This window comes from Echinicola arenosa (genome assembly GCF_014841125.1).
Taxonomy (GTDB): domain Bacteria; phylum Bacteroidota; class Bacteroidia; order Cytophagales; family Cyclobacteriaceae; genus Echinicola; species Echinicola arenosa.
On sequence record NZ_JACYTQ010000002.1, the window covers coordinates 241,978 to 255,239 of the forward strand.

General features: G+C 40.6%; 8 protein-coding genes. 1 reads left to right on the top strand and 7 read right to left on the bottom strand.

The window, feature by feature from the left end:
• Positions 1–540: 540 nt before the first annotated feature.
• From IFO69_RS05835 to IFO69_RS05865, 7 genes are all read right to left on the bottom strand, one after another.
• Positions 541–2,073, bottom strand: coding sequence for a sulfatase family protein (locus IFO69_RS05835; RefSeq protein WP_225444021.1), 1,533 nt, complete (start codon positions 2,071–2,073; stop codon positions 541–543).
• A 421-nt stretch (positions 2,074–2,494) separates the two neighbouring features.
• Positions 2,495–3,364: a TraB/GumN family protein gene (locus IFO69_RS05840; RefSeq protein ID WP_192009144.1), complete on the bottom strand. Its 870-nt coding sequence runs from the start codon at positions 3,362–3,364 to the stop codon at positions 2,495–2,497.
• A gap of 241 nt (positions 3,365–3,605) precedes the next feature.
• Complete coding sequence (locus tag IFO69_RS05845) at positions 3,606–6,035, bottom strand: ABC transporter permease (protein WP_192009145.1); 2,430 nt, start codon at positions 6,033–6,035, stop codon at positions 3,606–3,608.
• Positions 6,036–6,395: 360 nt separating this feature from the next.
• A complete protein-coding gene (locus IFO69_RS05850; RefSeq protein WP_192009146.1) occupies positions 6,396–8,795 on the bottom strand; it encodes an ABC transporter permease in 2,400 nt (799 codons plus the stop codon).
• Positions 8,792–9,481, bottom strand: coding sequence for an ABC transporter ATP-binding protein (locus IFO69_RS05855; RefSeq protein ID WP_192009147.1), 690 nt, complete (start codon positions 9,479–9,481; stop codon positions 8,792–8,794). Before IFO69_RS05855 ends, IFO69_RS05850 begins: the two co-directional genes overlap by 4 nt.
• 268 nt (positions 9,482–9,749) lie before the next feature.
• On the bottom strand, positions 9,750–10,103 hold the full coding sequence (locus tag IFO69_RS05860; protein ID WP_192009148.1) for a four helix bundle protein: 354 nt from the start codon (positions 10,101–10,103) through the stop codon (positions 9,750–9,752).
• Positions 10,104–10,213: 110 nt separating this feature from the next.
• A complete protein-coding gene (locus IFO69_RS05865; protein WP_192009149.1) occupies positions 10,214–11,464 on the bottom strand; it encodes an efflux RND transporter periplasmic adaptor subunit in 1,251 nt (416 codons plus the stop codon).
• 333 nt (positions 11,465–11,797) lie between these two features.
• Between IFO69_RS05865 and IFO69_RS05870 the strand changes: the two genes are divergently transcribed.
• Entirely contained in the window at positions 11,798–13,159 is a 1,362-nt protein-coding gene (locus IFO69_RS05870) for a sigma-54-dependent transcriptional regulator (RefSeq protein WP_192009150.1), read from the top strand.
• Positions 13,160–13,262: the final 103 nt, after the last annotated feature.

Consider the following 13,262-nt stretch of genomic DNA (forward strand, 5'->3'; position numbering starts at 1 on the left):
CAACTATTAGCACGGATGTGCAAAAGGCCTGTGCTTATGTAAAAAACAACATCTATTGGGATATAAATGAATGATTCATTATATAAACTGACGAATTTATTCCACTCATAAGCAGCACAATAAAGACCAAATCATTAAAAAAACAGCCATTCAGCGCATGACCAGACGTTTGGAAGCACACCGAAAGGTAAGCTGGATTTTCATTGTCCTTCATGCTATTTTGAATTTGCTATGCATGGTTGTCAAATATCAACCTTCACCTAGACGACAAAAAATAAATCTACCTGATACTTGAAATCACTTAGAAAGTGAACAATCAATATTTGGAAATAGTAATAGGTTTCATAAAACCCTTGCAGACTGAAAACAAAAAACTCACCATCTCTCATGTGATTTTCGGTGGATTTCCCTCATTCAAAAGGAATGTCTAAGCAATAAGCTAACTGATTTAAAAAGAGAGTTTCATAAACCGAAAATGGATGGTCAATAAATAAATCGTCCAAACCTCAGCGTTTTTATAATGCCGATGTTCTCTACCTTTTATTTTGGGCTAGGAAAGTTCCGGTTATGGGAATATCGCCTATAAGTATCAAAAACATCCTGATCCGGACCTACCACTCTAGGGTCTTGGGTCTTTTTGAGTTCCAGTACCAAGGCTTCATTTAACCTTTTTTCCACATCAATATATTCCGCCTTACCAACTAAATTTTCCAAGCAAGCAGGATCATTCTGAATATCATACAATTCAAATTCAGGTCTTTTTGCAACTGCCAAATCAAAATAAGGCTTGATATCTCTATCCTCGTGATGCTCCAACAGATAGGTCTTAGTCGGGCAATCATCGATATCCGTATAAGCACTTTGTGGGATATAGTTACCGTCTGAACCTATGCCATGCATGGGCAATAGCTTTGATTCATCTTTAGGATCATATTTTTGAGGAGCTCCTGCAGGCCACCTTTCAGGTTTCATATTCCAAATATACAGGTAATCCTTGCTACGAATTGCCCGCTGCGGATAGCCCCAGTTTTGATACCTTGAAGAAGAATGACGCTCTCGTCCTGAAAGGGCGTAGTCCATGACCCGCCCCTTTATCTTATTGTCTTCTGAAGTAAGGATATTTAAAAAGCTCTGCCCAGCAATAGGCATCATTCCTTCTGGAGATGCTCCTGCGATTTCCAAAATGGTAGGAGCAATATCCACAAAGGACAATGGTGCATCAATAATTCTTCCTCCTGGGAATGCAGTAGGGTACCGCACAGCCATGGGCACATGAATACCATATTCATAAGCATTGGCCTTGGCCCTCGGGAAGGGCTTGCCATTATCAGAGGTAACTATCACAATAGTATTTTCCAGCTCTCCAATATCTTCCAAGTATTTTAATATCTTACCCAAATGCTGGTCGAACCATTCAATCTCTACAGCATAATCCAACAAATCGCCCCGTATTTCGTCATTATCAGGAAGAAAAGCTGGCACCTCTACGTCCTCCAACTTCTTTCCCATTCTTTTCCATGAGCCTTTTTCATAGGCCCTGTGTGGTTCTGAAGCCCCAAACCAGAAAAAGAATGGTTGGTCCTTTTTTACATGCTCGATGAAATATTTAAAATTCTCATAGTAATCCAGTCCACTCACTCCTTTTGCATATCCTTCAATCCCCTCTTTATCATCTTTATAGCGAATACCTGAATGATCAACTCCTCCGGCATCGGTAGTTCTCCAAAGTGAATCCTCAGGGCTTCTAGCATACTGAAAGGGAGCCACGCCTTTTCCGGTCCGTCCAGTTACATAACCATTATTATCCAATACATCAATAAAGGGCACGTACTTCTTTAGCCAAGCCGAAGCATGCTGGCCCGACTGCTCGTTTTGCCAAGGGTACCTACCGGTCACAATCGAACTTCTTGAGGGAGCACAACCAGGAGACCCAGCAATACAATTGGAAAAATAAACACCTTCACGGGCCACCCTATCAAAAGCAGGCGTATTGGCAAAATTACTGCCTGCAAAACTGGTGTGAGCGAAAGACTGGTCATCACTGATAACAAAAAGAATATTGGGGGATTTCAAGTCTGTTTTTTTCTCGGAGCAACTCCAACAGGCAAGCAATAAGATTAGCAATGAATGCAGACAATTAGGTTTCTTGTAAATTATTTTCATCAAGATAACAATCCTTTATAAAGCAATATAACAAACTGAACATTTCAGATTCGACCACCACTAATCACTCCAGAATATAACCAACCCTAAACTCAATCTGGCTCAATTCTTCACTCTGCAAAGAGCAATACTCCAATTAGTTCAAGTCTCACTACTTGAACTATCCAAACCCAAGTCCCATCATAAGGATGCCCTATCTTATTCATCACCGGTAGCCTTTGCCCCTCCACATGAGTTGCAGGACAACTCAAGTTAAGTCAACTTTCCAGTCCAACTACTTTTGTAAGATTAACCTTTGTCAAGACTAAGGTTAATCTTTTACTCATTGTTGTTATCCTTTAATTGGGACAGGAGTAACTTGATAGCCAAGTTGTCTTAATCTTTGTATCAACCCTTGTTGATATAACAAATGACTGAAACCAATTGCTACAAAGCAATTATTTGATAAAAATGCTTTATCAAGGGTTTGGACCCACTTTCTATTTCTTTCAACTAACAAAGGATGGGACTGCTCTGTAATATCATTATCCAATGCATAATCAATATCGAAGTTTTTATAAGTTGATATCATCTCGCACCCTGACAAATCATCATTCAGCATATTTTCCATGGCTTGAATTGAATAAGAAGCATACAAAGAGTCCTGGAGTGAGTTGAAATTTTCATAGGTATTTTTCAGTATCATGCGATGACTGCTATCCAATGAAAAAACCTGTTTATTCTTCTCCACGGCAATTTTTTCAATATAAGTATCCATAAGTTCATCAAATTCAGCTTCTTGTTCGCAAAAGTTCATGATATATAACCTGGATGTAGTAAAGGACAGTATTAGGGGATTTGCCTTGTAATAGGACGAGTCCTCTGCCTTTTTGACAAAATCAGCAAATATTTTTTCTTGTTGCTTATTCAAAATTTCATTCCATTTCCTCGCATTCCAAGAAGGTTGTTCGATTACAGTTGAATCTTGCCATACAGCTGTACGCTCTTCCACAAATAATACATCAGACTGCTCTAATAGATCGACAACATCCGGGAGGGAAAGGAAAAATGAAGGGCTTACTTCATGAAAAGTACCAAACAAAAATGATTCTTTCTGATTTCCTTCTTTAGTAACTTTCCAGAGAATTGTTTTAGGATTGTTTTGTCCATAGAGAATCGTAGTAGATAAAAATAAGACAAAAGTTAAAATACTTTTTTTCATTTTAAAGCTTATTGGGATATTGCTAAAAACTTAATTACCATTGGCAATATATTTTTTTTTCTTGATTTTAATATGAGTTTCTCTAATCCGTTGTCCCTCCAACTGAGCTGTGGGGCAATTAAAGTTGAGTCTCTGACTCAGTTATAAACCTGTCAGTCAAATACGCGGTGAAGCCCCTAATATAGTTCAAGCTTCATGACTTGAATCTCCCATTACCAGCATCCTGATGATTGAACAATATCTACTCATCTTTCAGCACATTCACCGGATTGGTGATGGCCGCCTTATAGGTTTGCCAGCTTACTGTAACCAGGGAAATAATCAGCACCATAAAACCGGCCAAGCCAAACACCCACCAGCTCAAGGTGGTCTTATAGGCAAAGCTCTCCAGCCATTTGCTCATGGCATAATAAGCCACTGGGCAGGCCAGTACAAAGGCAATGGCTATCCAAAGCACAAAATCCTTGTTCAGCAGCATAAGGATTTCATTTGCACTAGCCCCATTTACTTTCCGGATGCCGATTTCCTTGGATTTGCTTCCGCTGACAAAAAGCGAAATCGCCACCAAACCCAGCATGGAAATTACCAGCACAATGACTGTAAAGGCATCCAACAATTTTTTAAGCCGATATTCTTCATGGTACACTTCTGCATAATCAAAAGTCTGCACCAGTTTATCGGCGAGGTGTCCAGGATACCCCAAACTCTCCAGAAAATTGGCCACATCGGCAAAGATGCTTTCATGAAAGCCTTTCGAACACCTCACCTGGAACAGCCCTATTGGAAAACCTGTAAAATCCGTTCCCAAAATCATCGGCTTCATGGGATAATAAAGCGGTAAATTATACAGGTTTTCAAAAACCCCTACAATGGTCATGTCAGGACTGTTTTTCTTGGTAATTCTAGCACCGATCGGATCAACCAATCCTGCCTGTCTGACAAACTCTTCATTCACCATCACTTCAAAAATACTCTTCCTGTCTTTCCGGCGAAGTGTTCCTCCTCTTTTCTCATAATCCGCAGCCTTGGTCGGGGAAAGATTCCGTCCACTTTTCAACTGAATATCATGCACCGCCAAATACTGATCATCACCATCAATCCATTGAGTTTCTATATTTCGATCAGTTGCAGGTACCTCAAGGTTCCATAAGCTGGAAGGCTTGTTCCTAAAAAGCCGCTGGCCTCTGGAAATACTTTCTACATGACTATTCGCGCTAAGCAAATTTCTAATCTCGTTAGAATCATCTAGTGCTCTCACTCCTACTATCTCCTCGATATCGAAACCTTTATCAAGGTCATGCACAAAATCCAGTTGCTTCCTTACCATGAGGATACAACTCATCAAGCCAATAAACAGAAAAAGCTGAAAGCCAATCATCAGCTTCTTGGTCCCTACAGATGCTGAAATGACTTTTCCATGTTCTTTGACAAATATGGAATTATAGGACAAAATGTACTCCATTAGCCCAATAATGACTCCTAGACCAATCACAATGCACAAAAAGGAAAGGATAATTTTATAATCTGTAACGATAGATAATTCGTATTCCGAACCAATGATGTCTCCAATCAACTCACCTATCAATGGATAACTGATCATGGTCACCCCAAAACAGACTAAGGCATTGATCAATGACTCTAGCACAAACAGTGAAAGAATATCCCCCTTACTAGCCCCTAGCACCCGACGGGTTACAAACTCTTTGGCACGGTTTAAATTCAAACCAAGGTTCATGATAATATAGTTGGTAAGTGCCAATAAAAGCGTGATGATGCCAACCAAAGAAATTACCTGTATATATCTAAGCGAACCTTTTCTAGACTGACTGATATCATCAGAGTGCAGGTAAATCTCGTCTAAGCTTTGTAGATCAAGCTGGTATTGGTTTTCATCAAAACTTCCATTGGTACGACTAAAAAGTGGCTTGATTTTATTAATGAGCTCAGTGGTCAATTTCGTCGATAAGGCCTCCCGATCAGTAACATTCGGCGCATACACATATAGGTCATTGTACGGCAACCACCATTTGTGTTCAGTACCGTAATCTTTAGAACTTAAAAAGCTTGAATATACTATATTGGTCACAAAATCTGTCTCTATACTGGATTCAGTAGGAATATTTTCCATGACCCCCACCACTATAAACTCTCTATTCACTTCTCCATCTTCCTTTGCCTCTATCACCTTTCCCAGTGCACTTTCATTGGGGAAATATAATTGAGCCATCTTCTCGGAAAGCACTATCCCATTCGGTGTATCCTCAAATTTTTCCAGATTGCCCAGCACCAACTTAAAGTCAAAAACAGTAAAAAAAGTGGGATCCACCATTAAAAACTCCTGTAGCACTTGCTCCCCATGCAGCTCCATTAGGTATCCATTCTGTTCTAGACGAACCACCTCTTCCACCTCAGGCAGTTTGTCCTTTAACAATTCCCCAAAAGGAGCATAAGTCCTTGTATCCCTATATGCCGAATGAGGATCATTTCTCACCACCCTATAAATATCCTTTCGCTTGGAATGGAATGTATCCACGCTCAGCTCCTTGTACACAAAAAGATAGGCATGGAAAAAGGCCATGATGGCAATACTCATCCCCAGAATGGTGACCAGATACACCTTATAGGACCTGATCATACGACGGATATATTCTTTTAATATTCTAAAAAACATATTTCAATAATTATGTATATCAGCTATTTTTCCACTAATGACCAAAATGTAAAAGGAGCGTCCGTTTTTGGCACTGTCTTCCATCTCCCGTCTTCGGTCTCCCTACTTCCATCTCCCCTCTCCCGACCATTAAATCCACATCATTATCCGCTGTCCCGACAGCTAAGCTGCGGGACGACTAATCTTGAGTCTCTGACTCAGTAATAACATTGTCTGTCAAATGCACAGTGAAGCCCTAATATAGTTCATGCCACATGACTTGGATCAATCTCCCATACCAGATCCCACCCCTACTACTTGTAAACATTTAATAAACCCTTAATGAACTTAATGCCTTAATGTTTTACCCTAAACCGATCATTACTCATCCTTCAGCACATTCACCGGATTGGTAATCGCTGCCCGATAGCTCAGCCCACTCACCGTCAGTAAAGCCACTACCAGTGTCAGCAAACCTGCCAAGCCAAATATCCACCAGTCCAGTGTGGTCTTATAGGCAAAGTTTTCCAGCCACTTTTGTGTCACATAATAGGCCACTGGACAGGCAATCACAAAAGCCAAAACAATCCATTTCGCAAAGTCCCCATTCAGCATTAGCAGGATTTCCTTGACCGAAGCCCCATTTACTTTTCTGATACCTATTTCCTTGGCATGTCTTTCGGTCTTATATAAAAACATGCCCACAATTCCCATCAAACTGATCAGAATGGCCATTAGCGTGAAAAAGCTTACCACTTTCTGAAGCGTTTTTTCATCAGCATACATATAGCTCATCGTTCTCTCCACATAATCCTTTTCAATAAAAACCCCATTACCTTTTCCAGTTTGCCATATATCCGGATGACTTTCTGCTACAAAAAACTGGTTTTCTTCCAGCAAATCCTCTAAGCCATTGACAAAACTTTGTTTACTTTCTGTACTAAACTTAACAGTTACCGGCCCTATTACTTGGGCTTTGTTGATCATTCTGAAAAACATTGGCTTCAAGGTCTTTTTGAATGTTTCAAACTTAAAGTCTGCCACTACCCCTATGATAGTTCCACTATTCGTAACTGTCCCTATTGGATGCTTTAAGTTCATGAGCTTGGCTGCCGCTTCATTAATAATGATTGACTCAGTTGCATCAGTAGTAAATGTTGTAGAAAAATTTCTACCTTCCTTTAATTGGATTTCATAGAGTGGGATGAAATTTTCATCTACATTCATAAACTCCAGAACAAACTCCTGGGTAGGAGCATCTTTTAAAGCAACTACACTTTTTTGGCTAGAGCCATACACTGGCAAGCTCTCTCCAATAGCAATTCCCTTTACATCCGGATGCTGCAAAATCACATCTTCCAACAAACTTGTCCCCTGCATATTACGATAGACATGAATCACCTTATCCGTATTAAAGCCCTTACCTTGGTTCATCATAAAGTCCAACTGCTTGTAATAAGCAAATGAAAATACCAACATGGCTGTAACTATCACCAGCTGGGCCAAAACTACCCCATTCCCAAAGAACAGATTATGTCGCGGGGAAGCCTGTTTTTCCAACACTTCTATTACCCCATGCCGACTTATATGACGGTAAAAATAAATACTGGTCAAAAATGCAGTAATAAAAATCAAGGCTATGGCAATCACAAAAAAGGACCAGTTTTCATTTATGGATAATACCAACTGATCACGTAAAAACTCATTGATATACCCAAGGGAATAATGTAGAAGAAAAGCACCTATAAAACCTGCAACCAAGCATATTAAAAGCGATTCTATAAATACTATCTTTAGGGTATCCATTTTATCCATCCCCATCACTTTTCTAAGGGCCATTGATTTGGTATTACGCTCAGAAATAGCTGAATAAAGTAACATAAAGTTGAGCAGGGAAATGATCAGCACGAGCACACCAATTCCAGCAAAAAGAAAGATCCCTTCTACAGACTGTGTTGCTCTGCTCCAGGTAATTTCACCAGAATGTAAATGAACATCCTCCAACGGCTGAAGCTTAAAAACTGTTTTGAATCTACTTTTATCTTGCTCAATTTCATTTATTTTTTGTTCCACCCATTCTATATCAGCATCAGTTTTCAAGGTCAAATACGCATTAAACCTTTCATCTCCCCTGTTTTCAGATTGACTGGCATATTTATACCGACTCGAATTCTCAATAGGAACTATCAAATCTGGACGAAACGTAGACTTTACAGGAAAGTCTTTAAAAACTGCTACAATCCTATAAGCTTCCTTTTGTTCTTTCCCTCCTGTCCGTTCACTTAAATCAAGAAATTGCCCAGTGGCATTAGCAATATTTTTGAAATGCTTTTTAGCAAAGGACGCGGAAACAACCATGGTTTTGGAGGCTTTATTAAACTGGCCAAAATCCCCATAGAGCAATTGAAAGGTAAACAAATCCACTATATCAGGATCTGCAAAACAAGTGTAGCCATGCGCTAATACACCGTTTATATTGATCATTTGATATGCATACCTACTGTAATTTATAATTTCCGGGACAGTCTCCGACATTTCCCCAATCACGGCAGGATTAGTATATCCGCTAATATTCTGCTTATCCTCAGTAGAAGTGGTCAGTACCCTATAGATATTTTTATAGTTTTTATGGAAGGTATCAAAACCCGTATGATGGGTTACCATCAATAAGGCCAGAAATACGATCCACATGCCCAAACTCAATCCAATAAGATTGATAAAGCTATAAGGCCTTTGGTTGATAAAATTCCAGTAAGCGTATTTGATATAATGCAGGATCATACTGTGGTGGGTATTTGTTGGTTTTCGGTCACGATTTTACCATCAAAAAGATTGATGACCCGATGGGCAAAACTCGCATCATGATGGGAGTGGGTCACCATCACGATGGTCGTTCCTTCCTTATTCAACTCAGTCAAAAGGTTCATGACTTCCTGCCCGTTTTTGGAATCCAGGTTACCCGTAGGTTCATCGGCAAGGATCAGCTTGGGATTGGCCACCAAGGCCCGGGCTATGGCCACCCTTTGCTGCTGACCACCGGAAAGCTGCTTGGGAAAATGCTTCATTCGATGTCCCATTTCCATCCTTTTGAGCACCTCGTGGATACGTTTTTTCCGCTCTGCTGCTCCCAGTTTAAGATAGATCAAAGGCAGTTCTACATTCTCATATACATTCAACTCGTCGATCAGGTTAAAGCTCTGAAATATAAAGCCGATATTGCCTTTTCTATGCTTGGTGCGGCTGTTTTCTTTAAGACTGCCCACCTCTTCTCCATCAAAGAGGTACGCCCCAGAACTGGGATTATCCAAAAGCCCGATAATATTGAGCAAGGTAGACTTGCCACAGCCTGAAGGACCCATAATGGCCAAAAACTCCCCTTTCTTCACATGCAGGTTAATATTGTTCAGTGCCGTGGTCTCAATTTCCTCGGTCCTAAAAACTTTGGATAAGTTGTTTGCTTTTATCATAGTGGTATGGTTTTGTACTGTTTTTTTATTTTGTTTGAAGACGGAAGACGGGAGACAGAAGTCAGCTGGTCTGCATTTGCAATGCGGACCTGAAAATAACAGGGATTTTCAATCCCATTCTCATATCTACCTGCTCATTCTACATTGGACATTCATCATTCTCTAGTTCCTATTGGAACTCATTTTTCATTCTTCATTTTTAATTCCTCATCTCCGTCTTCCATCTTCCGTCTCCCGTCCCCTATCTTCAGTCCTCCATCCCCCATCCTCATTTAATCCCGTTTCTGAAGGCAATCATCATGTTCATCAAATCAAAAGACTTTTGATAGAACCTTTCAAATTCCTCTTCTGTAATATAATCTCTTCTTCTGGCCTTATGGAGACAGGTCACCACTTCGGCAAGTGATCGAATTGCATAGCCCATAAATTTCTTCTGCTCAGGATTAGATTGTAGAATTGCGCCCTCGGAAATATTCAAAGCCACAGAATCTACCGCCCTCAATAGCTGGGATGAAAGATTGAACATTTCCTTTTTCGGAAACTTAGAACTTATCCCATTTACCTCTTCACCCAATTCCATGGCTTTCTGCCAAACAATTAATTTTTCAAACTTGAATTTCATGCTATGTCTATTTTAAAAATTAAGAACTAGGTTTATTCATCCTAAAGATATTAAAACCACTTTCTTCAGTCTTCAAACTTCCGTCTCCAGTCCTCCGTCTCCCCTCTCCCTCACTCCAATGCCAAACGCTCATTGTCCCCAAAGGCTTCATAGCCCGAAATAATTACTTTTTCCCCGACTTCTAAGCCTTCCAGCACTTCATAGTACTTGGGATTTTGCTTGCCTATCCTCACATTTCTCCTGTAGGCGTACTCCCCTGCAGGATCCAGGACATAGATCCATTGCCCACCGGAACTTTGAAAAAAGGCTCCTTTAGGAATTATAAGTGCCTTTTCAGGATCTCCCAGCTCCAAATTGATATAATAACTCTGGCCATTCCTGATGAGAGCAGGCTTAGCGCCCGAAAAGTGCATATCCACCTTAAACTTCCCTTCTTTTACTTCTGGATAAATCTTTTTGATCTTTAATGCATAAGCACTGTCATTTTTAGTGATCTTTCCACTCAAAAAAGCAGTGATACGATCAATATAGTGCTCATCTATCCAGGATTCGATTTTGTAATCTGACAAATCATGGATTTGTGCAACCGGGCTTCCAGCAGCAACTTGCTGTCCGGGTTCACCCTGAAGCATGGCCAATTGTCCTGCCACTGGTGCTTTTACATGGAGATGGTCCAATCGTTCGTAGACCATATCTAGGGTTCTTTTCATCCTTTCCAGATCAGCATCCAGCTCCTTGATGGTATTCAGTTTGGCCAGGGAATCCTGCTGGGATTTGATCAAGCTCACCTCCATCTTTTTTTTGGCCAACTCATAATTCTCCCTGGCTTCGATATACTCTTCCTTTGAAATGAGGTTACGGTCAAACATATATTGCTCTTGTTCGTAATTCCTCTTCGCCTTTCTCAAATGGTATTGCGCCTCTATTTTATTGGTCTCACTGATGACCATATCAGATTCAAAATTAAATTTAGTTTGACGCAAATCATTTTGCTTGGAAACAAAATCAGCCTCCACATTGAGAATTTCCATATGAAGATTCCTGTTTTCCAATTTCATGATCGTATCTCCTTCCTTTACCAAGGCCCCTTCTTCCAGGTATTTTTCTACAATCCTCCCCCCCTCATAGGCATGTAAGTAATAGGTGCTAATAGGCTTAACCTGACCGGAAATATTGATATAATCATCAAAGTCACCTGAAACCACAGTGGCAATACTCATATTTTCCTTATTGACGCGATAGGTAGAAGCAGAACTGCCAAATAACAGCGTCAGCAGCATACCCAGAAATAACAAACTACCCACACCCACAACAACATGCTTGAGCCTTAGTCCTTTCTTCTTCTCAATCTTCCTGTCCATTGTCCATTGGTTTCCAATTAAACTCCTATTCTAAATATGTTCACCCAAGAAAACGGCAAAACTCTACTGTAAAACCGCTTTCTGGATGAATTCAAAAAAATAGTCAGTTGTTCCTTATATATCAATAAGCCCTGTACTTTTCCTATCCCCACATTCCATTGGCATGCCAAAAAACACAAACAGCTTAACACCAACACATTAACCAACTCCCCATTACTACCAGTAATGCGTTGTGTAAAATTTATGGACGAAAATGTGTCAAAATATTTTACACTGCTTCCCAATCGCCCCACATTATTTTTAGTTTTAACCATCGATCTTTTTGACTGATATATGGAAGGGAAAATTTTAATCGTAGATGACAACAAATCAATACTCAATGCCTTGGAATTTCTTCTGGAAGAGGAATACTCCTGCATTACAAGTATCTCCAACCCCAACAAGATCACCGGAATAGGAGACCTGGATAGCTATGATGCTGTACTATTGGACATGAACTTTTCTGCAGAGATCAATACAGGAAATGAAGGACTATATTGGCTGAGGCAAATCAAGGCCAAAGCACCTGAACTTCCGGTAATTATGATCACGGCCTATGGTGACATGGATTTGGCCATCAAATCACTGAAAGAAGGGGCGGTGGATTTTGTGCTCAAACCTTGGGACAACCAAAAATTACTTGCCACACTCCGCTCGGCATATCAACTCGGGCAATCCAGAAAAGAAGTGGGAAATCTCAAAAAAAATCAGGCCAACCTTAAAAGCCTGATCAGTCAAAAGCAACAGCCTATTATCGGAGAATCCAATGCGATCAAAGAAATGCTCGCCATCATTCGCAAAGTAGCCCAAACCACCGCCAATGTACTGATAACAGGTGAAAATGGTACTGGCAAAGAATTAATAGCCCAAGAGATCCACCGCAACTCACCAAGGGCCAATGAGGTCTTTGTGGGAGTGGACATGGGATCCATACAGGAAAGCCTTTTTGAAAGTGAACTATTCGGACATGTGAAGGGATCCTTTACAGATGCCAAAGAAGACCGGACAGGCAAATTCGAAGCCGCACATGGAGGCTCGCTATTTTTGGATGAAATAGGCAATCTTTCTTATCCCCTACAATCCAAACTGCTCAGTACCCTTCAAAACAGGGAAGTTGTAAAAGTAGGTAGCAATAAGCCTGTTCCCATTGATATCCGTTTGATCTGTGCCACCAACAGCAACTTGGACGAAATGGTAAGCAATGGAGATTTCAGGGAAGATTTGCTATACCGAATCAATACCATCCATATCGAAGTCCCACCACTTCGGGAGCGTGGCGAGGACATTTTATTGCTGGCCAATTTCTTCACCAAAAAATATGGTTCCAAGTATGGTAAAGGAGCATTGAGCATCCATAAAAATGCCCAGAAGAAACTGATGGACTACAGTTGGCCGGGGAATATCCGCGAGCTGCAGCATACCATAGAACGCAGCGTAATTTTATGTGAGGGAAGCATTCTTCAGGGAGAAGATATACTGCTAAAGCAACGGTCACACCCAGCACTGAACGAGTTGGAAATGACCTTGGAAGATATGGAAAGGGATATGATTGCCAATGCCCTATCCCGACATCATGGAAATTATACTGCAGCAGCAGAACAGCTGGGCGTCAGCAGACAGACCCTCTATAATAAGACCAAACGCTATGGTCTTTGATTTTTTATCAATTTTAAACGAAAACCATCACTGTTCATGGCCAGCAAACACCTCTACTTTCAAATCTGCCTAAGGGTCCTTCTGCTCCTAGCCTCCTCGCTTT